22 protein-coding genes and 2 pseudogenes are annotated in these 25,278 nt (G+C 65.6%); 14 read left to right on the top strand and 10 right to left on the bottom strand.

From position 1 onward, the window contains the following. Positions 1–41: 41 nt before the first annotated feature. A complete protein-coding gene (locus M9917_RS18060) occupies positions 42–890 on the top strand; it encodes a fumarylacetoacetate hydrolase family protein (protein WP_297255996.1) in 849 nt (282 codons plus the stop codon). A gap of 228 nt (positions 891–1,118) precedes the next feature. Here M9917_RS18060 and M9917_RS18055 read toward each other — a convergent pair whose 3' ends face one another. Beyond that, a complete protein-coding gene (locus tag M9917_RS18055) occupies positions 1,119–1,868 on the bottom strand; it encodes a sulfite exporter TauE/SafE family protein (protein WP_297257117.1) in 750 nt (249 codons plus the stop codon). A gap of 356 nt (positions 1,869–2,224) precedes the next feature. After that, entirely contained in the window at positions 2,225–2,860 is a 636-nt protein-coding gene (locus M9917_RS18050; protein WP_297255994.1) for a TetR/AcrR family transcriptional regulator, read from the bottom strand. Between the two features lie 408 nt (positions 2,861–3,268). On the opposite strand from M9917_RS18050, the gene M9917_RS18045 reads away from it, so the two are divergent. From M9917_RS18045 to istB, 11 genes are all read left to right on the top strand, one after another. After that, positions 3,269–4,129, top strand: a complete 861-nt coding sequence (locus tag M9917_RS18045) for an FAD binding domain-containing protein (RefSeq protein ID WP_297255993.1) — start codon at positions 3,269–3,271, stop codon at positions 4,127–4,129. Continuing rightward, positions 4,126–4,638, top strand: a complete 513-nt coding sequence (locus M9917_RS18040) for a (2Fe-2S)-binding protein (RefSeq protein WP_297255991.1) — start codon at positions 4,126–4,128, stop codon at positions 4,636–4,638. Before M9917_RS18045 ends, M9917_RS18040 begins: the two co-directional genes overlap by 4 nt. Further along, the gene (locus tag M9917_RS18035) at positions 4,635–7,007 is read left to right on the top strand and encodes a xanthine dehydrogenase family protein molybdopterin-binding subunit (protein ID WP_297255989.1); all 2,373 of its coding nucleotides are present in this window, start codon (positions 4,635–4,637) and stop codon (positions 7,005–7,007) included. The genes M9917_RS18040 and M9917_RS18035 overlap by 4 nt, the downstream gene beginning before the upstream one ends. A gap of 37 nt (positions 7,008–7,044) precedes the next feature. Then, on the top strand, positions 7,045–8,289 hold the full coding sequence (locus M9917_RS18030) for an ABC transporter substrate-binding protein (RefSeq protein ID WP_297255987.1): 1,245 nt from the start codon (positions 7,045–7,047) through the stop codon (positions 8,287–8,289). Positions 8,290–8,323: 34 nt separating this feature from the next. After that, a complete protein-coding gene (locus tag M9917_RS18025; protein WP_297255985.1) occupies positions 8,324–9,196 on the top strand; it encodes a branched-chain amino acid ABC transporter permease in 873 nt (290 codons plus the stop codon). 10 nt (positions 9,197–9,206) lie between these two features. Next, on the top strand, positions 9,207–10,205 hold the full coding sequence (locus M9917_RS18020; RefSeq protein WP_465246389.1) for a branched-chain amino acid ABC transporter permease: 999 nt from the start codon (positions 9,207–9,209) through the stop codon (positions 10,203–10,205). Beyond that, positions 10,202–10,957, top strand: coding sequence for an ABC transporter ATP-binding protein (locus M9917_RS18015; protein ID WP_297255984.1), 756 nt, complete (start codon positions 10,202–10,204; stop codon positions 10,955–10,957). Before M9917_RS18020 ends, M9917_RS18015 begins: the two co-directional genes overlap by 4 nt. Beyond that, the gene (locus tag M9917_RS18010; RefSeq protein ID WP_297257115.1) at positions 10,950–11,654 is read left to right on the top strand and encodes an ABC transporter ATP-binding protein; all 705 of its coding nucleotides are present in this window, start codon (positions 10,950–10,952) and stop codon (positions 11,652–11,654) included. Before M9917_RS18015 ends, M9917_RS18010 begins: the two co-directional genes overlap by 8 nt. A gap of 20 nt (positions 11,655–11,674) precedes the next feature. Next, a complete protein-coding gene (locus M9917_RS18005; protein WP_297255982.1) occupies positions 11,675–12,115 on the top strand; it encodes an SRPBCC family protein in 441 nt (146 codons plus the stop codon). 174 nt (positions 12,116–12,289) lie between these two features. Next, positions 12,290–13,789, top strand: coding sequence for an IS21 family transposase (istA, locus tag M9917_RS18000; protein WP_297250232.1), 1,500 nt, complete (start codon positions 12,290–12,292; stop codon positions 13,787–13,789). Then, entirely contained in the window at positions 13,786–14,649 is an 864-nt protein-coding gene (istB, locus tag M9917_RS17995) for an IS21-like element helper ATPase IstB (RefSeq protein WP_465246306.1), read from the top strand. The genes istA and istB overlap by 4 nt, the downstream gene beginning before the upstream one ends. Before the next feature lie 124 nt (positions 14,650–14,773). Here the strand turns inward: istB and M9917_RS17990 are convergent. The 4 genes and pseudogenes from M9917_RS17990 to M9917_RS17980 form a co-directional block, all read right to left on the bottom strand. Beyond that, positions 14,774–15,145: pseudogene (locus M9917_RS17990) on the bottom strand (glycerophosphodiester phosphodiesterase family protein); the annotation flags it as partial. Between the two features lie 163 nt (positions 15,146–15,308). Next, positions 15,309–15,896, bottom strand: coding sequence for a DUF2285 domain-containing protein (locus M9917_RS17985; RefSeq protein ID WP_297255980.1), 588 nt, complete (start codon positions 15,894–15,896; stop codon positions 15,309–15,311). Next, complete coding sequence (locus M9917_RS21775; RefSeq protein ID WP_367273928.1) at positions 15,802–16,125, bottom strand: transcriptional regulator domain-containing protein; 324 nt, start codon at positions 16,123–16,125, stop codon at positions 15,802–15,804. The genes M9917_RS17985 and M9917_RS21775 overlap by 95 nt, the downstream gene beginning before the upstream one ends. Positions 16,126–16,268: 143 nt before the next feature. Then, positions 16,269–16,535, bottom strand: a complete 267-nt coding sequence (locus M9917_RS17980; protein WP_297255978.1) for a DNA -binding domain-containing protein — start codon at positions 16,533–16,535, stop codon at positions 16,269–16,271. Between the two features lie 223 nt (positions 16,536–16,758). On the opposite strand from M9917_RS17980, the gene M9917_RS17975 reads away from it, so the two are divergent. Next, complete coding sequence (locus tag M9917_RS17975) at positions 16,759–16,974, top strand: helix-turn-helix domain-containing protein (RefSeq protein ID WP_297255976.1); 216 nt, start codon at positions 16,759–16,761, stop codon at positions 16,972–16,974. A gap of 809 nt (positions 16,975–17,783) precedes the next feature. On the opposite strand, the pseudogene M9917_RS17970 reads toward M9917_RS17975, so the two are convergent. Further along, a pseudogene (locus tag M9917_RS17970) lies at positions 17,784–19,856 on the bottom strand (ParB/RepB/Spo0J family partition protein); the annotation flags it as partial. Between the two features lie 395 nt (positions 19,857–20,251). Between M9917_RS17970 and M9917_RS21805 the strand changes: the two are divergent. Continuing rightward, on the top strand, positions 20,252–20,659 hold the full coding sequence (locus M9917_RS21805) for a helix-turn-helix transcriptional regulator (protein WP_465246388.1): 408 nt from the start codon (positions 20,252–20,254) through the stop codon (positions 20,657–20,659). Here M9917_RS21805 and M9917_RS17960 read toward each other — a convergent pair. The 3 genes from M9917_RS17960 to M9917_RS17950 all read right to left on the bottom strand — a co-directional run bounded on the left by M9917_RS17960 (position 20,649) and on the right by M9917_RS17950 (position 25,212). Further along, the gene (locus M9917_RS17960; RefSeq protein ID WP_297255974.1) at positions 20,649–21,908 is read right to left on the bottom strand and encodes a tyrosine-type recombinase/integrase; all 1,260 of its coding nucleotides are present in this window, start codon (positions 21,906–21,908) and stop codon (positions 20,649–20,651) included. The two genes, M9917_RS21805 and M9917_RS17960, sit on opposite strands and share 11 nt — an antisense overlap. Before the next feature lie 315 nt (positions 21,909–22,223). Further along, complete coding sequence (guaA, locus tag M9917_RS17955; RefSeq protein WP_297255973.1) at positions 22,224–23,807, bottom strand: glutamine-hydrolyzing GMP synthase; 1,584 nt, start codon at positions 23,805–23,807, stop codon at positions 22,224–22,226. 106 nt (positions 23,808–23,913) lie between these two features. Then, positions 23,914–25,212 (bottom strand): RsmB/NOP family class I SAM-dependent RNA methyltransferase, encoded by a 1,299-nt coding sequence (locus M9917_RS17950; protein WP_297255971.1) that lies wholly within the window; start codon positions 25,210–25,212, stop codon positions 23,914–23,916. Positions 25,213–25,278: the final 66 nt, after the last annotated feature.

The raw sequence follows: 25,278 nt of genomic DNA, 5'->3' as shown, positions 1-25,278 counted from the left end.
ATCACCAGCCATTCAAGATCGTCAGAGAACGGGGGACCATCGTGAAACTGCTCCGCTACGGCGCGCCCGGCCAGGAGAAGCCGGCCCTTCTCGACGGCAAGGGCGGGTTGCGCGACCTGTCCGGCGTCATTCCCGATCTCACCGGCAAGGCGCTGACCTCCGCCTCGCTTGCGCGGATCAGGGCACTCGCGCCGGAGTCGCTGCCGCTGGTGGCGGGTTCCCCGCGCCTCGGCGCCTGCGTCGGCGACGTGCGCAATTTCATCGCCGTCGGGCTCAACTTCGCCGATCATGCGGCCGAGACCGGCTCCGCGATCCCGAAGGAACCGATCCTGTTCAACAAGGCGCCGAACTGCATCGTCGGGCCGAACGACGACGTGATCATCCCGAAGGGCTCGCAGAAGACCGACTGGGAGGTCGAGCTCGCCATCGTGATCGGCGACGGCGGCTCCTATATCGCCGAGCAGGACGCGATGGCGGCGGTAGCCGGCTTCTGCGTCTGCAACGACGTCTCCGAGCGGGCGTTCCAGATCGAGCGCGGCGGGCAATGGGCCAAGGGCAAGGGCTGCCCGACCTTCGGCCCGCTCGGCCCCTGGCTCGTCACCGCCGACGAGATCGCGGACATCCAGAATCTGAGCATGTGGCTCGAGGTCGACGGCGAGCGCGTCCAGAACGGCTCCACCAGCACGATGATCTTCGGCGTCGCCCACCTCGTCCATTATATCAGCCAGTTCATGCGGCTCGATCCCGGCGACGTCATCACCACCGGCACGCCGCCCGGCGTCGGCCTCGGCTTCAAGCCGCCGCGCTTCCTGAAGGGCGGAGAGGTCGTCCGACTCGGCATCGAGGGGCTCGGCGAGCAGAAGCAGAACATCGTCGCCTACAAGGGCTGAAAGCCGGACGGGGGCGCTGCGCCGCCCCCTCCCCGCGCGGCGCGAACCGGCGGCCACTTCGCCCCAAAATACGCCAGAGCATGCTGATTTTATACGGAAAGACGCGGTCATCCCGGGCGCGCGGCGAGCACGCTTGCGCGGCGCGATCTCGCCTGACCGCCAGAAGAAGAGCCAACCTGACGAGCCCGGCATTGCGCCGATCTCGTCGTGGCGGCCGAAACCGGACGATCAGAGCAATGGTCGCAGGGTCATCTCGATGCCCAGAAGCAGCAGGCAGACGAGAAACACGCGCCGGAAGCTGGCCGGGCTGATCCGGTTGCGGAGCTTTTGTCCCGCCCACATCCCCGCGAGCGCCGGCACCAGGACCAGGAGCGAGAGCCCCATTGTCTCCGAGGCGAAAGCGCCCTGAGCCTTGAGCCCGGCGGCCAGGGCAACGGTCGAAACGGTGAACGACAGTCCCAAAGCCTGGACCAGATCGTCCCTCGAAAGACCGAGCGCTTGCAGATAAGGCACAGCCGGGATGACGAAAACCCCGGTGCCGCCGGCCATCATGCCGGTTATCGCGCCGATCAGGGGCGAGAGCCACCGTTCGGTTCGGACGGGCACGTGAAGCTGTCTCGCTACCAGGGTGTAGCCGGCATAAATCGCAAGCGTCGCGCCGAGGGCTGTGGTCGTCACCTCGATGTCGCCGCTGGCGAGCCAGGCCGAGCCCAGCATCGTGCCGGCGCAGATCGCCAACATCATCGGCCAGAGCCTGCGGATGAGCGCGCCGAAGGCCGGCCCGGCCAGCAATTGCCATAGATTGGTGACGAATGAGGGCACGATCAACAAGCTCGCCGCCGCGAGCGGCGAGATGACCGCGCCGAGAATCCCCATCGCGACGGTGGGCAGGCCCATGCCGGTCACGCCTTTGACCGTGCCGGCGGCGAAGAACGTGACGGCTGCCACGAGAAGAAGGGATAGGGACAGATCGGTCATAAGCGGGAAAGTGTCAGCACCATCCCCATCGTAGCCCGACCCATCCCAAAAGACGATGTGCCGCGAACGATCGATCGGGCGGTCGCGAGCCATGTTCCCCCAGGGCGACCTCGGTCCGTGCCTCGTCGCTGCCACGACCTGGCGGCGGGGCTGGTCTTTACCGGCGTCGGATCGGGAATAGTGCTGTCAGGCAAGATGCGCGCGGCAGAAGCTGCGCAGTTCCTCGGCCGGCCGCACCAGGAACTCGACCGGGGTCAGCGGCACATGGTCGAATCAAAGAACCGCTCGACGGAGAGACACCGCCGAACGCGCTCGCTACGGTGAGCGGTTGCCTGTGCCCTCGCCGCAGAGCGCCGTCAGCCTGACCGGTGATCGTTCACTTTGACGAGCTCGCTCGAAATCTGGCGAGCCCCGATGAAGAAGCCCCTTACCGCATCGCCGACGATATCGCCGAGGTCGGACGGGGTCGCGGTCTGGTACACGAAGCGTCGGATCGCGATGTAGAAGATGCGCCCGTGCAAGCCCCAAAACATCTCGGTCTCGCGCTCGATCAGAGGCAGTTGAGCCACATCCGGCAGGCCGAGCTCCCGACGCAGTTCGGCGCAGGCCGGCTCGATCACTTCGCGCCTCACGATGTCGAGATAACGGCCTGTGATATCGAAGGAACGCAGGCCCGAGAAGACGAAGATCCGGACCCAGTCATGGTCGAAGACCTTCGCGACATACTCGCGGTAGAACTGGTCGAGCCGCGCTTCGAGCGATTGTGAGCGGTCCTTGATCAGCGGCGCCCAGCCCGGCTGCCAGCGACTGAGATAGACCTGCTCGTACACACGCTCGATCAGCGCCTCCTTGCTTGGGAAATGCCGGTAGATCGCCGAATGGGTGATGCCCATGCGCTTGGCGAGCTCGCGCGTCTGGCCGTCGAAGCCATGCTCGGCGAAGAAGCGGATCGCCTCGCTCAGGATCGCCTGTTCCCGGTCCGTCGCACGCATGTTGCGCCGCCGCGGCCGGGTCTCGCCAGCTCCGGATGTGGTCATGCGTGCCATCGCGCTCCAGTTTCGCACCGGGCCGTGCCGACCCGGTCGTCCGAATTTGCGACCATCTGGTCATTTTGGCCAGCGCAATTCCAGATATCCCCGCAACGCAGGTTCGTCGCGGCCGTCTCTGCCGGCCTGCGTACTTTGCCAGTCCTGCCCGAAGCTTAGCTCTGCCCGATCCGTGTCCGGCATGCCAGGAGGGTCTCTGTCGTTATATCTAATGGAATATAACGCATTGGTCGTGCAAGGAAATTTTGTGACCAATTGGTCATTTCTTCTTGACGCCCTCCGGGGCGCGTGCATTCATTTTGAGACCAGATGGTCACAAATCTGGCCTGGAAACGCACGACGGAGTTCGGAGCCTTGAAAGCCCGAGCCTTCAGCTATTTTCGCCCCGCTACGATCGCGGAGGCGCTCGCGGCCTTCGCCGAGGCCGCCGGCGATGCCAGCTACATAGCCGGCGGGCAGAGCCTCGTGCCGGCGCTCGCCCTGCGCCTGCAGGCGCCGGAGCGCCTGATCGACATCGCTCATATCCCCGAACTGCGCGGCATCTCGCTGCAGGACGGCAGCTTGCGCCTGGGCGCGTTGACCCGTCATGTCGAAGCGCATGACGATCCGCTGATCGCCAGATACGCGCCGCTGCTCGCACTGGCCGCCCCTCATGTCGCACATCCGGCGATCCGCAATCGCGGCACGCTGGGCGGCAGCGTCGCCCTGGCGGACCCCGCCTCCGAATTCCCGGCGATGATGCTCGCGATGGATGCAGAAATGGAGATCGCCGGCCCCGAAGGTGCGCGCCGCGTGCCTGCGGCGGCGTTCTTCCAGGACCTCTACCAGACGGCGATCGAGCCCGGCGAATTGCTGGTCGCGTTCCATATTCCCGCCGCGCATCCGCAGCATCGCTGCGCCTTCGACGAGCTGGCGCGCCGGCGCGGCGACTATGCCATCGTCGGTTGTGGCGCGATGCTCGGCCTGGAAGGGGGCCTCGTCGAGGAGGCACGCATCGCCTTGCTGTCGGTCGGCCCCGTTCCCGTGAGGGCCAGGACGGCGGAAACCGTTCTCGCCGGAGGCGTGCTCGACGCCGAGACGATCCGCCGGGCACAGGCGGCGCTCGCCGACGACCTCGATCCGCAGGACGACGAACAGGTGCCGGCCGCGATGCGCCTGCATCTGGCGCGCGTCCTGCTCGGGCGCCTGCTTGGCCGGATCGCGGAGGCGTCATGACAGCGGCCGTTCCCGTCACCCTCACGATCAATGGCGAGACGCTGACGCGGCTGGCCGAGCCGCGCGAGACGCTGGCCGATTTCCTGCGCCGCGATCTCGGCCTGACCGGCACCCATGCCGGCTGCGAGATGGGTGTCTGCGGCGCCTGCCTCGTCATGCTGGACGGCGTGCCGGTTCATGCCTGCCTGACCTTTGCGGTGCAGGCAGGCGGCGGCGCCGTCGAGACGGTGGAAGGATTGAGCGAAAGTGCCGTGATCGCCGATCTGCAACGCGCCTTTCACGAGCGCAACGCGTTGCAATGCGGCTTCTGCACGCCCGGCATGCTGGTCACCGCCCATGGACTGCTGGTGCGCAAGGCGACGCCAAGCCGGGAGGAGATCCGCGACGCCCTCTCCGGCAACTACTGCCGCTGCACCGGCTACGAGGCGATCGTCGATGCGATCGAGGCCGTCGCGCGCCGCCGTGCCGCAGGCGAGACCGCAGCCGCCTTCCTGGAGGAGCCGGCATGAACGCGCCGCTCGGCACCCTCGACCGCCCGAACTCCTATATCGGCCGCTCGGTCTCGCGTCCCAACGCCAAGCGCTTGCTTGCGGGACGGGGTCGCTACGTCACCGACCTCGTGCTGCCGCGCATGCTGCACGCCGCTTTCCTGCGCAGCCCCTATGCCCATGCCCGCATCGTCTCGATCGATGCCGCGGAGGCGCGCGCCATGCCCGGCGTGCGGCTCATCGCGACGGGGGGCGATCTGGCGAAGCTGTGCAAGCCCTGGAGCGGTACGCTCGATCATTTCAAGGGCATGAAATCGGCCCCGCAACTGCCCCTGCCGCTCGAGGAGGTGCTCTGGGCCGGCCAGGCGGTCGTGGCGGTGGTCGCCGATACGCGCGCCCAGGCGGAGGATGCGGCCGAGGCGATCGCGGTGGAGTTCGAGGAGCTGCCGCCGGTCGTCGACGTGGACGCCGCGCGGGAGCCGGATGCCGACCGGGCCGCCGTCGCCGTCTCCGACAATCTCTGCTTCGGCTGCCGGCTCGATACCGGCGGCATCGACGATATCTTCGCGGGGGCCGCCCATATCGTCGAGGAGGAGTTCCATTTCGGCCGGCATACGGCGGTGACGCTGGAGCCGCGCGCGATCCTCGCCGACTGGGATGCGAGCGAGGGCAAGCTCACGGTCCATCACGCGACGCAGACGCCCTACCAGTTCCAGGACCTCTATTCGCGCCACTACGGCATCCCGGAAGCGAGCGTGCGCGTCGTCGCCCCCGATATCGGCGGCTCCTTCGGCATGAAGCTGCATGTCTATCACGAGGATATGGCGGTCGTGGGCCTGAGCATGCTCTGCGGGCGACCGGTCAAGTTCGTGGCGGACCGGATCGAGTCCTTCGTCTCCGACATCCATGCCCGCGACCACCGCGTGCGCGCCCGGATGGCCCTGGATGCGGAAGGCACGATCCTGGCGATGGACGTCGACGACGTCACGGCGATCGGGGCGTTCTCGACCTATCCGCGCACCAGCGCGGTCGAGGGCAACCAGGTCATCCGGCTGATGGGCGCACCCTATCGGTTCGACAGCTACCGCGCCGAGCTTTCAGTCGTATTCCAGAACAAGGTCCAGACCAGCCAGTATCGCGCCGTCGGCCACCCGATCGCCTGCGCCGTCACCGAACGGCTCGTCGACATGGCTGCCGCGCGGGCAGGTTTCGACCCGATCAGCCTGCGCGAGAAGAATCTGATACCGGACGGCGCCTATCCCTTCACCTCGCCGACCGGATACCAGTTCGAGGCGCTGTCGCATCAAAAGAGCCTCGCGCGGCTCAAGGTGCTGATGGGCTACGACGCGCTGCGGGCGGAGCAGGCGGCGCTGCGTGGGCGCGGCATCCATCGCGGTGTCGGCCTCGCGAGCTTCGTCGAGATCTCCAATCCGAGCCCGGCCTTCTACGGCATCGGCGGCGCGCGCATCTCGGCGCAGGACGGGGCCGTTCTGGCGGTGACGCCGTCAGGCGAGATCCGCTGCCAGATCTCGGTGACCGAGCAGGGACAGGGCACCGAGACCATCATCGGCCAGATCGTGGCCGACCAGTTCGGCATCGGGCGCGAGAAGGTTCGCGTCATCACCGGCGACACCGAGAACACGCCCCATGGCGGCGCGACCTGGGCCTGCCGCGGTGCCGGGATCGGCGGCGAGACCGCGCTGCAGGCGGCCCGCAAGCTGCGCGGCAACGTGCTGTCTTTGGCCGCGACGATCCTGCAAGCCAGGCCGGGCGATCTCGACATGCGGGACGGCGTGGTGGTCGACACGCGCGGCGCCGAGCGCGTCAGCCTCGCCGAGATCGCGCGCATCGCCTATTTCCGCTCCGATACGCTACCGAAGGATGCGAGCGCCCAACTCACCGTCGCGCATCATCATGCGCCGCAGGGCTACCCCTTCGCCTTCACCAACGGTGTGCAGGGCTGTCATGTCGAGCTCGACGCCGAGACCGGCTTCGTGAAGATCCTCAAGCATTGGGTCGTCGAGGATTGCGGACGGATCATCAATCCGCTGCTGGTCGACGAGCAGGTCCGCGGCGGCGTGGTTCAGGGCCTGGGCGCAGCCTTCTTCGAGGAATGCCGGTACGACGAGAACGGCCAGCTCACAAATGGCTCGCTGGCGGACTACCTCGTGCCGATGGCGTGCGAGATGCCGGACATCGTGATCGCCCATATCGAGACGCCGACGGCCGACACCGCCCTGGGCGCCAAGGGTTGCGGTGAAGCCGGCACTGCCGCCGCATCCGCCGCCGCGCTCAATGCCGTCAACGACGCGATGGCGCCTTTCGGCGCCAGTATCGCGCAAATCCCGATGACGCCGACGCGCCTGCTCAAGGCGCTCGGAACGATCTGAACAGAGACAAGAACAAAGCCCCTCGGAGGAGACGATCATGACAGACAAGAGCAAAAGCCTGCCTTCATTCACACGCCGCGCCACGCTCGCGGGCCTCGCCGCCGGCGGCGCGACGCTCGCCATGCCGGGCATCCTGCGCGCGCAGGGGGAAACCATCCGCATCGGCTTCCCGACGCCGCTGACCGGCCCCTTCGCCGCCGAGGCCAAGGACCAGGTCAAGAGCGCCGAGCTCGCGGTCAAGCTGATCAACGACAAGGGCGGCATCGCAGGCCGCAAGGTCGAGCTGCTCGTGCGCGACGACAAGCTCAACGCGGGTGAGGCGGCGACGCGCACGCTGGAACTGATCGAGAAGGACAAGGTCCACGCCATCGTCGGTGCGCTCTCCAGCGCCGTTCAGCTCGCGGTCAACGAGGTCACGCGGGCGCGCGGCGTCATCTACGTCTCGATCAGCCAGTCGGACACCATCAACGAGATCAAGGATTTCAGCCGCTTCACCTTCCACGAGGCGTTGAACCCGCACATGACGACGGCGGCGGTGGCCAAGCACACCTTCAAGAAGGACTCCAAGATCGCCTATCTCGTCGCCGATTACGCCTACGGCCACGAGATGCTGCGCGGCTTCAAGCGGGCGCAGCAGGCCATCGGCGCGACCAGCGCCGGCGAGATCCTGCACCCCTTCGGCGCGGCCGATTATTCGACCTTCATGCCACGGCTGCGCTCGATGCGCCCCGACATCCTCTGCATCTGCAATTTCGGCCGCGACCAGGCGAACTCGGTCAAGCAGGCGGTCGATTTCGGCATGAACCGCCAGTCGAAGATCGTGGTGCCCGTGCTGCTCCACAACCAGCGGCTCGCCATCGGTCCCGAGGCCTTCGAGGGCGTGATCGGCGGCGCCAACTACTATTGGGGCCTCGAGGATACGATTCCGACGGCGAAGAGCTTCAACGACGCCTTCAAGGCCGCCAATGGCGGCGCCTACCCGACCGATTACGGCGCCTATGGCTTCAGCGGCGTCTATTCGCTGCTGCTCGCCATGGAGAAGGCGGGCGGCACCGACACCGACAAGGTGATCGCGGCGCTCGAGGCGCTGAAATACGACATCGCCAAGGGCCCGCAGCACTATCGCAAATGCGACCATCAGTCGGTGCAGTCGGTGCTGGTGCTCGAGTCGAAGAAGAAGGCCGAGATGAAGAACGAGGCCGACCTCTTCAAGGTTCTCGCCACGGAGCCCGCCTCGGAAACCATTCTGCGCAGTTGCTCGGAACTCGGCTTCCCGGCCTGAGCATCGCCGACACACGCGTCATGGAGGGTCTGTGATGGACGCCGAACTCATCGCGATGCAGCTCTTCTCGGGCGTCGCGCTCGGGGCGATCCTGATCATGGTCGCGCTCGGCCTGTCGATCATCTTCGGCATGCTGGGCGTGGTGAACTTCGCCCATGGCGCGCTGTTCATGATCGGGGCCTATGCCGGGCTCTGGGTCGCGTCGCTGACCGGCAGCTTCTGGTGGGGGCTGCTGATCGCCCCCATCGCCATCGGCGCCTTCGGGATGCTGATCGAGCGCTTCCTGATCCGCCCGCTCTACAAACGCTCGATCGACGACCCGCTGCTGCTGACCTTCGGGCTCGGCTATGTGCTGGTCGAGGCCGTCCGGATCGTCTTCGGCAGCGACGGGATCCCGTTCCAGACCCCGCCGGAACTGGCCGGGGTCGCCGATCTCGGCATCGGCTTCTTCCCGATCTACCGGCTCTTCGTCGTCGCGGTCGTCGCCGTCATCCTCGTGCTGCTCTGGCTCGGGCTGGAGAAGACGAAGTTCGGGCTGATCGTGCGCGCGGGCGCCAAGGATCCACAGATCATGCGCGTGCTCGGCGTCGACATCTCGAAGGTGTGGCTCCTGGTCTTCGGGCTCGGCATCGGGTTGACCGCGCTGGGCGGCGTGCTCGCCGCGCCGATGCGCAACGTCAATCCGGAGATGGGCTCGCTCGTGCTGGCGGAGGCCTTCGTCGTCACGGTCATCGGCGGCATGGGCTCTCTCGTCGGCGCCGTGGTCGCGGGGCTGCTCGTCGGCGTGGCGATCAGCATGACGGCCCTGTTCGCCCCGGAAATGGCGACGATCGTGATGTTCGCGCTGATGGCGCTCGTGCTGCTGGTGAGGCCGCATGGCCTGTTCGGCAAGCCGGTGCGCGGCTGAGGAGACGACGATGACCGCTTCCGACTCCTCCGTCGCCGCCGTCATGGCCGGGCCGGACGGCCACAGGGGCTGGCGCGCAAGGCTGACGGCCTGGCGCGTTCCCCTCTCGATCCTGACCCTGTGCCTGCTGCCCTGGGTGCTGCCCTCCCAGGCGCTCGCCGTCAACGTGCTGATCTACGGGCTCGTCGCGGTCGGCTACAATCTGCTGTTCGGCTACACCGGGCTGCTTTCCTTCGGCCATGCCGCCTTCTTCGGGGCCGGCGCCTATGTCACGGGGATCGCGATCGGCAAGTTCGGACTGCCCTGGTACGTGGCCGTCGCGCTCGGTGTCCTCGCCGGCAGCGCGCTCGCCTTCGTCATCGGCCTGCTCTCGATCCGGACGCGCGGCATCTATTTCTCGATGGTGACGCTCGCCCTGTCGCAACTCGTCTACTATGTCGCGCTGCAGGCCTACTCATTGACCGGCGGCGAGAACGGGCTGCGCGGCTTCACCGTCGCCAGGATCGACCTCTTCGGCTGGACGGTCGACTTCCTCGACCCGCTGAAGAAGTATTACGTGCTCATGGTCTTCGCGGCGGCGGCCCTGTGGCTGGTTTCCCGCATCCTGAACTCGCCCTTCGGGGCGGTGATCGAGGCGATCCGCGAGAACGAGACCCGGGCGCGCGCCTGCGGCTACGACGTCGAGCGCAGCAAGCTGATCGCCTTCACCCTGTCCGGGTTGATCTGCGCGCTGGCCGGGACGCTCTCGGCCCTGCATCTGGCGATCGTGCCGCTCGACATCCTGCACTACCACACCTCCGGCATGATCGTGATGATGACCCTGCTGGGCGGAGCCGGCAGCTTCTTCGGCCCCTTCGTCGGCGCGCTCGCCTTCCTGCTGATGGAGGACGTCGTCTCGCTCTGGACCTCGCACTGGCAGATCGTCGTCGGCAGCGTCTTCATCCTGTTCGTGCTGTTCCTGCCCAGGGGCATCTGGGGCACGGCGCTCGCCTGGAGGGCCGGCCGATGAGCGCCCCCCTGCTCGCGGTCGAGAATATCGGCCGGCGCTTCGGCGGCTTCGTCGCGCTGGAGGGCGTCACCGCTTCCTTCGAGCCGAACAAGGTCACGGCGATCATCGGGCCGAACGGGGCCGGCAAGAGCACCTTCTTCAACGTGCTCTCCGGCGTGCTGGCGCCTTCAGGCGGCTCGATCCGCTTCAAGGGCCGCGACATCACCGGGATGCCGCAGCACCGTTTCGCGCATCTGGGAATTGCACGCTCCTACCAGATAACCAACATCTTCCCGGAGCTCTCCGTCCACGAGAACGTGCGCGTGGCGGCCCAGGCTTTCCGCTCGCGCTACGACATCTGGCGGAACCGGGCCGCGATGACCGAGCTCGACGACAGGGCCGATACCGCGCTCGCCGCCGTCGGGCTGATGTCGCGGCGCGGCGCGACGGCGAAGTTCCTCGCCCATGGCGAGCAGCGCGCACTGGAGATCGCGATCGCGCTGGTCGCCGATCCCGAGCTCCTGCTGCTCGACGAGCCGACCGCCGGCATGGGGCCGGAGGAGACCAAGGACATGGTGGCTCTGCTGGAGCGGCTCGCGGCCGGGCGCACGATCCTGCTTGTCGAGCACAAGATGAAGATGATCCTCGGCCTTTCCGACCGCATCCTCGTGCTGCATCACGGCCGCCTGATCGCCGATGGCAGCCCGCAGCACATCCAGACGGACCCCGAGGTCCGCCGCGTCTATCTGGGGCAGAACCATGGCTATGCTTGAGGTCGAGGACCTGAACGCCTGGTACGGCGCGAGCCATGTCCTGCACGGCATCTCTCTGGCGGTCGAGCCGGGCGAGATCGTCGCCCTCGTCGGCCGCAACGGTGCCGGCAAGACCTCGACGATTCGCTCGGTGATGGGCCTGATGCCGCGCACCGCAGGCTCGGTGCGCTTCGCCGGAGCCGAGTTGCTGCCGCGGCCGGCCCATGCGCGCTTCCGGCTCGGCCTTGCCTATGTGCCCGAGGAGCGGCGGATCGTGCCCGGCCTCACCGTCCGGGAGAACCTCCAGCTCGGCCTCGTCGCGACCGACGGTTCCATCGATGAGCGCCGGGCCATCGACGAGATCGCCGAGAGTTTTCCGCGCCTCAAGGAACGTCTCGACCAGCAGGGCGTCACCATGTCCGGCGGCGAGCAGCAGATGCTGGCCATCGCGCGGGCGATGATCGCCAAGCCGAAGATGATCCTGCTCGACGAGCCCTCGGAGGGCATCATGCCCGTGCTTGTCGAGGAGATGGGCGTGCTGTTCCGGCGCCTGCGCGATCAGGGCGTCACGCTGCTGCTGGTCGAGCAGAACGTCGAATGGGCGCTGAAGCTCGCCGACCGTGCCGTGATCGTCGACCAGGGCGAGGTCGTCCATCGCAGTACGGCGGCCGCGCTGCTGGCCGACAAGGCCGTTCAAGAACGCTACTGCGCCGTCTGACGCGCGCTCCGGAGGCAATCATGGATATCACCGGCGAACATCGCATCACGGCACCGCGCGAGAAGGTCTGGGCGGCCTTGTTCGACGTCGAGACGCTGAAGGCCTGCATTCCGGGCTGCAAGGAGCTGGAGCAGACCTCGCCCACCAGCTTCGCCGCCAAGGTGCAGCTCAAGGTCGGCCCCGTCTCGGCGACCTTCGCCGGCACGGTCGAGCTGCAGGACATCGACGCGCCGAATGGCTGCCGCATCGTCGGCCAGGGCAATGGCGGCATTGCCGGCTTCGCCAAGGGAGGCTCGCAGGTCACGCTGGTCGAGGACGACGGCGGGACGGTGCTCAGCTACGATGCCAAGGCCGAGATCGGCGGCAAGCTCGCCGCGCTCGGCACGCGCCTGGTTCAGGCAACCTCGCGCAAGCTCGCCGATCAGTTCTTCACCGTCTTCACGGCACGGCTAACGAAATAAGCGGTGCTTGAAACCATCCAGAGCGTAGCCTTGCTGCGCGCCCTTCACGATAGAACTGCGAACCCTGTGCAGGGCGGTGAGAAAACCATCCAGTGAAGCGCCTGCGTTTGTGCGGGCGCGGGCGGCGTAAAAGTCGTCCACTGGATAGGCTGATCCCTTTCGGGGTCGGCGGGGATGTTCGCTGTGGAGGTCTACGCGGCGGTTCGCGATTTCGTTTTCAATCAGAAGCAGAGCCGACGGGAAGCGGCTCGCGTGTTCGGGCTGAGCCGCGAAACGATCGCCAAGATGTGCCGGTTCTCGATCCCTCCGGGCTACACGCGCACGAAGCCGGTCGAGAAGCCGAAGCTCGGTCCGCTGCTGCCGGTGATTGAGGCGATCCTGGACGGAGACCGGGCGTCTCCGGTGAAGCAGCGCCATACGGCGAAGCGGATCTTCGAGCGGCTGCGGGACGAGCACGGCTTTGCCGGCGGCTACACGGTGGTGAAGGACCATGTGCGGCTCTGCCGGGCGCGGGGCCGCGAGACCTTCGTTCCGCTGGCCCATCCGCCCGGTCACGCCCAGGTGGATTTTGGCGAGGCGCTGGCGGTGATCGGCGGCGTGCGGCAGAAGATCCACTTCTTCTGCCTGGACCTGCCACAGTCGGATGCCTGCTTCGTGAAGGCGTATCCGCGCGAGACGACGGAAGCGTTCCTGGACGGTCACGTCTCGGCTTTTGGCTTCTTCGGCGGTGTGCCGCTGTCGATCCTCTATGACAACACCCGCATTGCGGTGGCGAAGATCTGCGGCGATGGCCGGCGCGAGCGGACGCGGGCCTTCACGGAGCTGGTGAGCCACTATCTGTTCCGGGATCGGTTCGGGCGCCCGGGCAAGGGCAATGACAAGGGCAAGGTCGAGGGGCTGGTGAAGTATGCCCGCTCGAACTTCATGACGCCGATCCCTTTGGCGGCGAGCTTCGCCGAACTGAACGCGATGTTGGCCGAGCGCTGCCGCCGGCGACAGGACGAGCGGGCCGGCCGGCATGCCCAGACGATCGGAGAGCGGCTTGTTGCCGATCTCGGGGTCTTGCGCCCTTTGCCGGCAGTGCCGCTGGAGCCGTGCGAGAAGCGTGGTGCGCGGGTCTCGTCGACGGCGCTGGTCCGATATCGGTCGAACGACTACTCGGTCCCGACGGCCTATGGCTTCCAGGACGTGGTGGTGAAGGGCTTCGTCGAGGAGGTCGTGATCCTGTGCCGGGGCGAGGAGATTGCCCGCCATCCCCGCAATTACGGGACGGGCGTGTTCGTCTCCGATCCGCTGCACTATCTGGCGCTAATCGAGGAGAAGCCGAACGCCCTCGACCAGGCCGCGGCCTTGCAGGGCTGGGACCTGCCCGAGGCCTTCCAGCACCTGCGCCATCTCCTGGAAGCGCGCATGGGCAATCGCGGCAAGCGCGAGTTCATCCAGGTGCTGCGGCTGCTGGAGGCCTTGCCGCGCGAGGTCGTGAGCTTCGCCGTCGGCGAGGCGATCCGGCTGGGCGCGATCGGCTTCGATGCGGTGAAGCTGATCGCGCTGGCGCGGCTGGAACGGCGCCCGGCCCGTCTGGATCTGGCGGCCTATCCGTATCTGCCGAGGACTACGGTGAAGACGACCTCGGCGGCCGATTACGCCGTGCTCCTGCCGGGAGCCGCGGCATGACGGGCTCGGGGAAAGAGACGATGCCGGCGGGCACGACCGCTGGAACGCCGCAGGTCCTGCTGGCGCACCACCTCAAGCAACTGAAGCTGCCAACCGTCCTGCGCGAGTACGACAAGGTGGCACGGGAATGCTCCCGCGACGGCGTCGATCATCCCCGCTACCTGCTACGGTTGGTCGAGCTCGAACTGATCGACCGGGAGCGGCGCACGGTCGAGCGGCGGATCCGGGCGGCGCGCTTCCCAGCGGTGAAGAGCTTCGACACCTTCGACTTCACGGCGATCCCGAGCCTGAACAAGATGCTCGTGCTGGAGCTGGCGCGCTGCGGCTACATCCTGCGCCGGGAGAACATCATCGCGCTCGGCAACAGCGGCACCGGCAAGACCCATGTCGCCCTCGCGCTCGGGCTGGCCGCTTGCCAGAAGGGCTTCTCCGTCGCCTTCACGACGGCGGCTTCGCTGGTCAACCAGCTCCTCGAAGCCCGCGACGAGAAGCGCCTGCTCAGGCTCCAGCGCGAGTTGCAGGCGGTCAAGCTGCTGATCGTCGACGAGCTCGGCTATGTGCCGCTGTCGCCGACCGGCGCCGAGCTCCTGTTCGAGATCTTCTCGCAACGCTACGAGCGCGGCTCAACCATCGTCACCTCGAACCTGCCCTTCGAGGACTGGACGTCCGTCCTGGGATCGGAGCGCCTCACCGGCGCGCTGCTCGATCGCCTGACCCACCACGTCAGCATCCTCGCCATGAACGGCGACAGCTACCGCCTCAAACAATCGGCCGGCCGCCGGCGCGCCTCCGCCGCGGCGGGGCAAAAACAGACCACCGCCAACGAAGCCGATCCAGAAACCGGCGAGATCATCCCCTGATCAATCCCGACAGCGCGATATGGCAGGGGCCCCGATCGGGGCCCCTGCCATATCCGCCACCCTCAACGCCAGTGGCCTGCTTTTACTCCGCCACGCTGGCCTGGAATCCGACCGCCGTTGACACGGCCATAGAGTGGTCGCGCGTGACGCCCAGACCATTGGTGCGGCAGTCGAGAGTCCAATCGTGAAAAACCGCGAACTGTCCATCCGTCGTCGGATGGATGTCGATTTCCACAATGTCGGAGCCGGCCTTAAAGCTCGCCTGCACAGAAGCGATCGTGTTCTCCAAATAGTCGTGCGTCGGTGGCAACATGCGGGACGCCGTGCAGGTATCATTGGTGACGCCGACCGGATCAAAGCGTTGCGCAATGCCGCGATGGGCAAGAAGGATCGGCTCCCCGGTCAAGGCAGGTGCAAATAGGTTTGTGTTGTTGAGAAAGATGAAGGCAGCAAGCGCGATCAACGCGAGGACCAGATAGCGCCAAACTTTTCGCAAGCAGCATTCCTCTCACAATTAGGGCTCAAGCCAATCTGCAACGGGCTTGCCTTCCGCAGATGGCTGAAGTGGGGCCGAGCTTCCGAATAACGGCTTCCACGACAAAGCTGTGATCTGGCCGGATTCATCATCCGCACCGGATATTCCAGTGGACCCCGGCGCTTCAAACGCCGGGGTCGACACTCTTTGCACTTCGCTCAGCACTGACGAGCCATCGCAAATAGCCGCCGTCGATCGTGTCGCGGCAGGCTTTCAGGATGCGCGCGAGCTGGCGTCGCTCAGGCGCATTCTTCCAGTCGATCGCGCGCAGCGCTTCGACGTTCCTGTTGAGAAGGGTGCCGGCGACGATGCGGCGTGATGCTCCGGACTCGACGCCATCCCATGCGCGCAGCATCAACGCGGCGCGATGGAGCTGGAATCGGGACAGGCGTTGCTCTTGCGGCCAGCGGCCGGCGTGCCTTCCCTCCAGCCGCCGCACCAGGCGACCGGCATTGCGATGACGCCACCAGAAATGCGGATCGATCGGAAGGACGATCGCCGCAAGGACCGGCTCCGCGCCGGTGTCGAACCAGAGTTGGTGGTCGCCCTCGGCGTCGGCGGCGACAGCGTGCAATCCATCTCCCGTCAGTTCGCCGAGGATGGGCAGCGCGCGCGGATCAGGCAGCGAAGTAGCCGCGAAGCCGTCCGGGGCAGCAGTGACAATCAGCGTGGCAGGGAAGCATTGCGCCTGCCACACAGGATGCGCCGTCACGGCCGATGCAGAAGGGTCGGCCGGGAAACGCCAACCCCCAGCGGCGCGAGAGTCGGGTGATGGCTTCCGTCCTCGTCGTGCCGCCGGCGGCGATCTCCGTCAGCGCGGTTGCGTAGTCCTGCCGGTATTGGCTGTTGCGGCGGAGAAACTCGAAACTCACGCGACCGCGGTCGAGGTGGCTCAATTCATGCTCGAATTGCGGGGATCGCCAGTCCTGCAAGGGCTCCATGTTATTTCCTCCCGGCCCGGTTTTTAAGAATGATTCGAGTATCGGGGCGCGGGGATGGGCTGCAATGTAGATAATCGGAATGCGAAAGGTTCGCTGGGCGAGCCATCATAAGTTGCATAGCCGTTAGAGAATTAGTGCGGGGCTCACTGCATCCGTGGCTGGAGAAGGTGCCGATAACCTTGCTCGGTCATCCAGCGCGCACGCGCCAAGTGAGTGTCGTGCATATGCTTCGCGCGCTCCGGATCGGCATCAGCATCGAGGCCGAACACGATCTCGACCACCTCGCGCCAGTCGGCGCCTTCCTCCGCCGCGTCGAGCAGCCGGAGGTAGGTGGCGAGATGCGCTTCGTCGTAGGCATTCACCTGATCGGTCAGCGGCGGACTGTCCTTGAAGGCGGACTTATTCGTCATGGTGTTCCCCAACCCGTTCCCCACTTTGACAAATAGGTTATCGGCCTGGCCCGCAATAGATTTGCGACAGCATTCCCTCGCCGAAAGCGGAATGACGTTATGCGGCCGCGGCGATAGCGGGTCGCTTGGCGGACCGAATCGGAGGTAAGAGTCGGCCTCCGACCATACCGAATAGGAACGATCATTCCTAGAACGATCGTTCCGATTCTGGCTCCGATGCGTCATGGACCTTAAGGAGGTCATGGCGATCAACATGCGTCGGCTGCGCTATGACAAGAAACTGACGCAAGAGGAGTTGGCCGAGCGCTCGGGCTTGAGCATGCGCTACGTCGGCTCGATCGAGCGCGGCGCGGTGTCGGCAAGCGTGAGCGTCCTCGGCAAGGTCGCCGAGGCGCTGGGCGTCGATCCCTGCGATCTGATCCGGGCGCAGAAGCGCTGACGATCGCCACGCCGAGATCCCGTGCAAGCGCGTGATTTCCAATCGGATCATTGGAATATTCGTGTGTGGATCGCGAGCCGGGCGCAGCCCGGCGAGCGGCGGCCGTGCCGACCTGGCGCGGCCGCGCCGCCGATCCAACTTCACGGATCGGCGGAAAATTGCTAGTCTTCGCCCATTAGTAACCGCGATTAGACGGCCCTGTGAGGGCCGCGCCGTCGATGATGACGGCGCGGCCTTGATGTTTATGCGGCCTTCTCCAGCAAGGTCTTTGCCTTCCCCTCCAGTTCAAGGCGCGTGTCCTGATGCGCCTTGGTGCGGGCGTGCGCGGTCATGCCCTGCACAAAGTCGAAGATGCTTTCCGGCGGACGGCCTTCCTCCTGCAACACGGTCTCGATGATCTTGCCGGTTTCGGCCTTGCTGAATCCGCGCTTGCGCAGGAAGGTTTCGCGGTCGTCATCGGTGCGGGCAACGATGCGCTCCCGCGCCGCCCTGATGCCGGCGACGAATGGCGCGGGCGAGGAATGGGCGAAGCTCGTCAACGCGGGCGCTGCTTCATGGGCGAAACGCTGCGCGGCAAACTTGCTGTGCCGGATGCTGATTTCCTCGAAGCCTTCCACGCCCCAAAGATTGCGGTTCATACAGACCGCGCGCAGATAGAATGACGCGATGCCAAGCGTCTTCGATCCCACTTCGCTATTCCAGCAATAGAAGCCCCGGAAATATAAATCCGGCTCTCCGTTCGGCAGGCGTCCCGCTTCGATGGGGTGCGTATCGTCGACAAGGAAAAGAAAAACGTCCCTGTCCTCGACAGGGCGGCTCTCCGTTTCCGCAACCGGCGTGGTGCGCATCAGCGGCGGCAGCCATCCGGTCCCGGCAAGAAGCTGCTCGGCGGCTTCCGCCATCGGCTGCTTCTTCATGGCGGCGAGACGATCCGCCGCCTCGTCGCTGACGGCCTCCCGCACGGCGTCGAGAATGAGCGCCTTGGTGACGCGGCCAAGATAGGTCCGCACCGTGGGCGTCCAGTGCGCGGTCATGTCGAGCGTGAGCGCGCTCGCCAGCTTGTCCGCCGTCTCAAGAACGCGCGGCTTGCGCTCCCACGGCAGTTTCACCGCGTTGACGGTCTGCGAGGCGCAATGCGCGAACAGCGCCATGACGCTCGCATGGTCCAGCCCGGCGATGAAGCCCCACAGGTGCGCCACGTCACGCGGCATGTCAGCAGCCCATCCGGCGTGACGATCCGCCAGCGCCTTCGCCGCCGCCGTGTCCTCGATGCCGTCCGCATGCCCGCCAAGGCTGGCGCTGATAGGACGGATTTCAAGGCAATGAGCATCGACGCCGCGATAGAAGGTCTGCGCGGCGAGCGCATGGGTGACAGCGATCAACGCCATGTCCGGCTGCTCGCCAAGAGCGAGCCGCAGGCCAAGGGTGTGGTGTGCGGTCAGGTCGCGAACAAGGATGTCCGACAGTGGCTTGCCGTCTTCCTCCGTGTCCTCGTCCTCTGCGTCTGGCTCGGCAACATGGTCGCCGTCCTCGACAACCTCGCCGTCGGCATTGACGCGCACGCCGTCGATGACGGTTTCGCCATCGCTGGCTTCCTCCGCTTCCGGCTTCTCGTCCTTGGGGCGGACAAACCCACGCTCGATGCGTGCGCCGCCGTCATGGTCCAGCACAACAAACACGCCGCTGCGCGTGATGTCGTCGAGGTCGTAGGCGTGGCGCTTGGCGTCGATGTGCTCGATCTCGGCTTCAAGCTCCCCGAAGCGCTGATCCACATCGTCGGGAAGCTCGTCCGCACCCTCATACTCCGACGACAGGCGGTCATATTCCTCCTGTGCGGCGGCGTAGACGGCTGCATCCTCGGCGGACAACTCCACCGGATGCGGATAGACACGGCGCATGCCGTGCGCATGGGGGAAGTCGATATGCGCTTCCCACCACTTCCACCCCTCGTCTCCCCGGACGCGGAACGCAATGCCTTCCAGCTTCTCCATGACAAGCCGGTCGAGCAATGCGGCATCTTCATAGAACCCGCCGCGATCCTCGGTGAATAGATCGCGGATGATATTGCCGCCTGCCTCCGTGTAGGCTTCTGCGCCGATGAAGATCGCGCGCCGATCCGTCGCCGGGACGTTCGCCTTGGTCAGATCGCGCCGGATTTGCGCGGGATCGCGGTTATAGGACAGGTTCGCAAAAACCTGCTCCTGCCGTGCATGGTCCTCGGTGATCGCGAAAGCCATCAACTGGTCCAGCGTCAAACCGCCGTCACGATAGACCTGCATCAGCCTGGGGCTGACAGCGCCAAGCCGAAGCCGCTGCTTCACCACATGCGCGGTAACGCCGAAGCGGGCCGCGATTTCCTCGGCTCCCCATCCGCGATCTTCGGCAAGCTCGCGGAAGCGCTCATACTCGTCGGCGGGATGAAGGTTCTCGCGCGTCACGTTCTCGTCAAGGCTGATTTCGGCCGCGTCGTTCATCGTGTCGATGAGGCAGCGGATCGGTTCGGTCTTCTTGATCTGCTTGCGCTTCACGCGGAGCAACTGCGCCAGCCTGCGGCCTTCGCCAACGGCCACGAGATAGAAGCCGGTCGGCTGGCCTTCGGCGTCAAGCTCCGGCTCCACCACAAGGTTTTGCAGGATGCCCTTCGCGGCGATGCTTGCCGCCTTCCCCTCGATCGACGCCTCGCTATGCGGGGTCTTTCGCGCATTCTTCGGATGCTTCTTGAGCTTGTTGAGCGGAATGAAAACCGTCTCGCCGCTTGCCGCGACCGCTGACGTTTCCGGGCCGGTCGCAATTGCCGCAACGGTGCCCACTTCTCCAACGCTCGCCGCTTCCTCGACTGCCGCAACCGTGGCGGCCTTCGTCTTCTTCGATGTCCTAGCCATTATTCCAATCCTTTCTCTGTTCATGCCGGAGGCATGGCCCCCGCCATGCCTCCCGGGGGCGCGTGAGCGCTCGGCAGAGAGGGGGGCGGCTATCGGCGAGCGTGGCCGGGCTGCGCAACAAGCGAGGTGGATTGGACGGATCGGAAGAATGACAACGGTGCGCCGCCTTGCGCGTGCGCGGCCCTGCCATTGCGCAGGCGGTAGTCGCGGGGGAGAGATGGCCGAGACCATCTCTCCCCGGCTACGATCGGCAAGGCGTCAGCCGCAGCCGATCACGACAAAGCGAGCGAAGCTCTCGTCTCTAAGTGCAGCCAATGGTGGCGGTTCGATGCCGACACAAGACGGATGCTGTCGCTCCCGCCTAAGGACGGGGACGACAATTCGCCATCTCCGAAATGTTTTCCAGCGTTTCAGTATTTTTTCGATCTGCTACGCGTTGCTACGCCAGAGTTCGCTCACGAGCGGATCGCTGTCTTTTCGCAGACGTGGCTATCTGTTTGTATCCTTTCATGAGCAAAGATACGGATACCCCACGTCGCACGATGATGTTCGCCACAAAGAAGGCGATCCGACGCGCCGAACTGCGGCAGATCGTGCCCTTGTCGGATTCGACTATCTACGACCTTGAGCAGCGCGGCGAGTTTCCCCGCCGTTTTTATCTCACGGCGCGATGCGTCGTATGGGATCTGACAGAAGTTGAAGAATGGATTCATCAGCGACGACGCGCTTCAGAGGCGTCGCTTATTCAGCGGGCGCCCCTGCCCGACGTTCGCCAGCGAAAGGCGCGCCCAGTCAGGCAGTAGTCGTCATTCCCGCCGGGAACCGCATTGCAGGCGGATATAGGACCGGCGAGTGATTTCGATCTTGCTCCCAGGCGTCCACCATATCAGCCCACTCTTGCAGCATGTGACGGCGTTGGTGTTCGTACTCCGCCTTGTTGTAGACGCCGCGCGAGCTGCGTCCATCCTCATGCGCCAAACACTTCTCGATCCAGTCGCTATTGAAGCCAATCTCGTTCAGCAACGTCGACCCGGTTCGGCGCAAATCATGCACAGTGAACGGCTCCAGGGCCAATCCGAGCTTCTTCGCGCGCTCTGCAACCGCCGTCGTGATCCGGTTGAACGTCGCGCGCGACATTGGAGCATCAGCGTCGTATCGAGACGGCAGAAGATAGTGGGAATTTCCGGCGCACGTCTTGAGCGCGATCATGATGTCGAGCGACTGCCGAGACAAATAGACGTTGTGCGGTTTGCGGCGCTTCATGCGCTCCTTGGGGATGCTCCATACCGCGTTCTCAAAGTCGACTTCGCTCCAAACAGCGTCGAGCAATTCGCTCTTGCGCACCATTGTCAGGAGGATGAGGCGAAGACCAAGCCGAATGGTGGGCAACGTCGGAACGTGCCTCAGTTGGTCGAGCATGATCCGTATTTCGCTTGGCGTGAGGGACCTGTCTTTCGGTGCGAAGGTTGCGATGGAAGCAGGGCCGACGTCCTCCGCCGGATTTGGGATTTTCTCGCCGTTCAATATCGCAAAGGCATAAATCTGTTTGACGATGTCGCGAACGTGAATTGCGGTTGCGGGCGCTCCACGATCCTTCACCTTGACGCACTGGGCTCGTAGATCATCGGGGGTGATCTCCGAAAGCAGGCGATTTTTCCAAACAGGAAGTATGTCGCGGTCAAAAATCGTCTTGCGCATAGCGCGGGTGCTGTCGGCCATCGGTGCCGACTTGATCCAGCGCCGACCAACGTCGCCGAACGTCTCACCGAGCGCGACGCGCCGCTTAGCGCGCTGCTTCTCCTGGGCGGGAGAGCGCCCCTCGGCAACATCTTTCTTGGCAGCGAGACAGCGATCGCGCGCCTCGGCGAGCGATAAGCCGCCGGGTCCGTAGCGCCCGATGGTGAGCGTTTCGCGTCGGCCATTCAGCCGGTAGTCCATTCGGAAGGTTTTCGCGCCGGACGGGATGACGAGAACGTACATACCGTCACGGTCTGCGACCTTGTATTTTTTATCCTTTGGTTTCAGACCTTTAAGCTCGGTGTCGGTCAGCATTGTGGGCCTCGCAAAGGCTAGGCGAACTTGAAATTGACCGTCATTTTGTCCGTCATAAAAAAGACCGTCAAGAGAAATAAAAATCCACGATATATCAATAACATATCGCGATTTTGGAGGATCGCTGCGCTTGGCAGGGCTGACGGTCTTTCTGTTGAGGGTCTACCTGCAAATTTCTGAGACCGTCAGAAAGACCGTCACAACGAGATGGTAGCAATCAATACGTCTCAAACGATCGTCGCAGAAATATCCTGTTATTTCAGTATATTAGATCGTAGCCAAGCGCAGGGTTCAATAGACCAAAACAGACCTGAATCATTCCCACTCGATCGTGCCGGGCGGCTTCGACGTCACGTCGTAGACGACGCGGTTGATGCCCTTGACCTCGTTGATGATCCGCGTCGCCGCACGGCCGAGGAAAGCCATGTCGAAGGGATAGAAATCCGCCGTCATGCCGTCGACCGAGGTCACCGCCCTCAGCGCGCAGACATGATCATAGGTGCGGTGGTCGCCCATGACGCCAACCGTACGCACCGGCAGCAGCACGGCGAAGGCCTGCCAGATCACGTCGTAGAGGCCCGCCTTGCGGATCTCGTCGAGATAGATCGCATCCGCCTTGCGCAGGATGTCGAGCTTCTCCCTGGTGATCTCGCCGGGGCAGCGGATGGCGAGGCCAGGCCCCGGAAAGGGGTGGCGGCCGACGAAAGCCTCGGGCAGGCCGAGCTCGCGGCCGAGGACGCGCACCTCGTCCTTGAACAATTCGCGCAAAGGCTCGACGAGCTTCATCTTCATGCGCTCGGGCAGGCCACCGACATTGTGGTGGCTCTTGATCGTCACCGAAGGCCCGCCGCTGAACGAGACGCTCTCGATCACGTCCGGATAGAGCGTGCCCTGCGCCAGGAAATCGGCCGGTCCTTTGCCATCACTTGCGAGCTTGGCGGCTTGCGCATCGAAGACCTCGATGAAGAGCCGGCCGATGGTCTTGCGCTTGGCTTCCGGGTCTGCGCCGCATTTGGCCAGTTCCGACAGGAAAAGCGCTTCGGCTTCGACATGGACGAGCGGGATGTTGTAGTGGTCCCGGAACAGGGTCACGACCTCTTCGGCTTCGCCCAGGCGCATCAGGCCGTGGTCGACGAAGACGCAGGTGAGCTGGTCGCCGATCGCCTCGTGGATCAAGACCGCCGCCACCGCCGAGTCGACGCCGCCCGAGAGTCCGCAGATGACGCGGCCACCGCCGACCTGCTCGCGGATCTTCTTCTGCATCTCGGCGCGATAGGCCGCCATGCTCCAGTCCGGCTTGCAGCCGCAGATCTCGACCACGAAATTGCGCAGGAGCTTGCCGCCATCGGGAGTGTGGACCACCTCGGGATGGAACATGGTGGTGTAGAAGCGCCGCGCCTCGTCGCTCGCCACCGCGAAGGGCGCGTTCTCCGAGGTCGCCTTGACCGAGAAGCCCTGCGGCAGCGCGGTGACCCGATCGCCATGGCTCATCCAGACCGGGTAGCGGGCGCCCTCCTCCCAGATGCCGGCGAAGAGCGCCGAGGGGGCGACGATTTCGATATCGGCGCGGCCGAACTCGGCGGCGTGCCCGCCCTCGACCCTGCCGCCGAGCTGATGCGCCATGGTCTGCTGGCCGTAGCAGATGCCCATCAGCGGAATGGCCGCGGTGAAGACCGCCTCGGGCGCGCGCGGGCTGCCTTCGTCAGGCACCGAGGCCGGGCCGCCGGAGAAGATCACGCCCCTGGGCTTCAGCCGCGCAAACGCCTCGGCCGCCTTCTGGAACGGAGCGATCTCGCAATAGACGCCGATCTCGCGGATGCGCCGCGCGATGAGCTGCGTCACCTGCGAGCCGAAATCGATGATCAGGATGGAGTCGTGATGGGGCCGGGCGCTCGTCATCGCGTCCCGTTAGAGCATCGGGCCGAAAAGTGGAACCCGTTTTTCGGAGCAATCCGATGTGCCGCAAAGATGGATCGCGCGGGCGGGCGCAACGCCGGCTGCGGCCTCAATCACCGCGCCGGAGGCAGGCCAGATAGAATCCGTCCGTACCCGTACGGCGCGGCGTGAGCTGGATGCCGAAGCTCGTGGCGAAGCGGGCGAGCAGGGAGAAGTCGCTTTCCGCCCCCTTGAGCACGTCGATCGGCGCCACGGACGTAAAGCCCGGATGGCGCCCGAGGAAGGCGCGGACGCCATCGTCATTCTCCTCCGGCAGGACCGAGCAGGTGATGTAGGCGATGCGCCCGCCGGGCTTCACCAGCTTCGCGGCGCGCGCCAGCACCTGCGCCTGCTCCTTGACGCGTTCGGCCAGCGCGCCGGGGCGCACCCGCCATTTCGCATCCGGGTTGCGCCGCCAGGTGCCTGAGCCGGTGCAGGGGGCATCGACCAGGACGAGATCGGCCTCGCCCGCGATATCGGCGAAGGGCTCGTGGCCGCGCGAGCGCGGGATGCGGATCTCGACGATGCTCGCGCCAGAGCGCGCCAGCCGGTCATGCAGCGGCGCGAGGCGGCGGCTGTCGAGATCGGTGGCTGAGATGCGGCCGCGATCGGCCATCAGCGCGGCGAGCGCCAGCGTCTTGCCGCCGGCCCCGGCGCAGAGATCGATCACGCTCTGGCCCGGCCGCGCGCCGGCGAGCAGCGTCACGAGCTGCGAGCCCTCGTCCTGGATCTCGAAGGCGCCGGCGAAGAAGCCGGGCTCGGCCTGCAGCGAGGGGCCGCGGCCGTCAGGACCGGGCTGGAAGCGCACCGCGTCGGGCGACCAGGCGCCGGCCTCCGGCCGCAGATGGGCGAGTTCCTTCAGGACGGCGTTCCGGTCAGCCTTGAGGCGGTTGACGCGCAGGTCGACCGGCGCGCGCGCCGCCAGCGCCTGCCCCTCCGCGACGGCGAGCTCGCCGAGGCCGGCGCGGAAGGAGGGCCAGAGCCATTCCGGCACATCGGCCCTCGCCCAGTCGGGCGCACCCTCGGTCGAGAAGACGGTGAGAAGCGCCGTCTCGTCGTCGCTCAGGGGGGCGGGCGCGTGGTTCTCGCCCGAACAGAGCGCCGCGATCTCCGCCACGCCAAGGCCGCGCAAACCCGCCAGCATGCCCAGCACCAGCGCACGCGGCGCCTCCGAGGCCATCGCATAGCCCGAGGAGCCCTTGCGCCGGAGCGCGTCATAGACCAGCGAGGCTATCGCGGCGCGGTCCTTCGAGCCGGCGAAGCGGCGCGACAGGCCCCAGTCCTTGAGGGCGTCAGTGGCCGGCCGGCGGCGCTCGGCGATGTCCTGGAGCACCTCGATGGCGGCGCTGATCCGGGCGGCTGGGGTCATGGCGCCGAACATCCTTCGAGCGGTTCAAACATGACTGTGGGACATGCAGCCCCCGGCGCCACGCTC

It is taken from the genome of Bosea sp. (in: a-proteobacteria) (assembly GCF_023953965.1).
Classification (GTDB): domain Bacteria; phylum Pseudomonadota; class Alphaproteobacteria; order Rhizobiales; family Beijerinckiaceae; genus Allobosea.
Note: the sequence above shows the minus strand (reverse complement) of the source record. Positions and strands in the feature narration are given on the sequence as shown.

What these genes read in the sequence shown, in the direction of transcription:
- M9917_RS18025 (WP_297255985.1), top strand. Translation starts at nt 8,324, where the DNA reads ATGGACGCCGAACTCATCGCGATGCAGCTCTTCTCGGGCGTCGCGCTC.
- M9917_RS17960 (WP_297255974.1), bottom strand. Translation starts at nt 21,908, where the DNA reads ATGCTGACCGACACCGAGCTTAAAGGTCTGAAACCAAAGGATAAAAAA.
- M9917_RS17950 (WP_297255971.1), bottom strand. Translation starts at nt 25,212, where the DNA reads ATGACCCCAGCCGCCCGGATCAGCGCCGCCATCGAGGTGCTCCAGGAC.
- M9917_RS18040 (WP_297255991.1), top strand. Translation starts at nt 4,126, where the DNA reads ATGACAGCGGCCGTTCCCGTCACCCTCACGATCAATGGCGAGACGCTG.
- M9917_RS18050 (WP_297255994.1), bottom strand. Translation starts at nt 2,860, where the DNA reads ATGCGTGCGACGGACCGGGAACAGGCGATCCTGAGCGAGGCGATCCGC.
- M9917_RS18015 (WP_297255984.1), top strand. Translation starts at nt 10,202, where the DNA reads ATGAGCGCCCCCCTGCTCGCGGTCGAGAATATCGGCCGGCGCTTCGGC.
- guaA (WP_297255973.1), bottom strand. Translation starts at nt 23,807, where the DNA reads ATGACGAGCGCCCGGCCCCATCACGACTCCATCCTGATCATCGATTTC.
- M9917_RS21805 (WP_465246388.1), top strand. Translation starts at nt 20,252, where the DNA reads ATGTTTTCCAGCGTTTCAGTATTTTTTCGATCTGCTACGCGTTGCTAC.
- M9917_RS18010 (WP_297257115.1), top strand. Translation starts at nt 10,950, where the DNA reads ATGCTTGAGGTCGAGGACCTGAACGCCTGGTACGGCGCGAGCCATGTC.
- M9917_RS21775 (WP_367273928.1), bottom strand. Translation starts at nt 16,125, where the DNA reads ATGGAGCCCTTGCAGGACTGGCGATCCCCGCAATTCGAGCATGAATTG.
- M9917_RS17975 (WP_297255976.1), top strand. Translation starts at nt 16,759, where the DNA reads ATGGACCTTAAGGAGGTCATGGCGATCAACATGCGTCGGCTGCGCTAT.
- M9917_RS18020 (WP_465246389.1), top strand. Translation starts at nt 9,207, where the DNA reads ATGACCGCTTCCGACTCCTCCGTCGCCGCCGTCATGGCCGGGCCGGAC.
- M9917_RS17980 (WP_297255978.1), bottom strand. Translation starts at nt 16,535, where the DNA reads ATGACGAATAAGTCCGCCTTCAAGGACAGTCCGCCGCTGACCGATCAG.
- M9917_RS18055 (WP_297257117.1), bottom strand. Translation starts at nt 1,868, where the DNA reads ATGACCGATCTGTCCCTATCCCTTCTTCTCGTGGCAGCCGTCACGTTC.
- M9917_RS18030 (WP_297255987.1), top strand. Translation starts at nt 7,045, where the DNA reads ATGACAGACAAGAGCAAAAGCCTGCCTTCATTCACACGCCGCGCCACG.
- M9917_RS18005 (WP_297255982.1), top strand. Translation starts at nt 11,675, where the DNA reads ATGGATATCACCGGCGAACATCGCATCACGGCACCGCGCGAGAAGGTC.
- istA (WP_297250232.1), top strand. Translation starts at nt 12,290, where the DNA reads ATGTTCGCTGTGGAGGTCTACGCGGCGGTTCGCGATTTCGTTTTCAAT.
- M9917_RS18035 (WP_297255989.1), top strand. Translation starts at nt 4,635, where the DNA reads ATGAACGCGCCGCTCGGCACCCTCGACCGCCCGAACTCCTATATCGGC.
- istB (WP_465246306.1), top strand. Translation starts at nt 13,786, where the DNA reads ATGACGGGCTCGGGGAAAGAGACGATGCCGGCGGGCACGACCGCTGGA.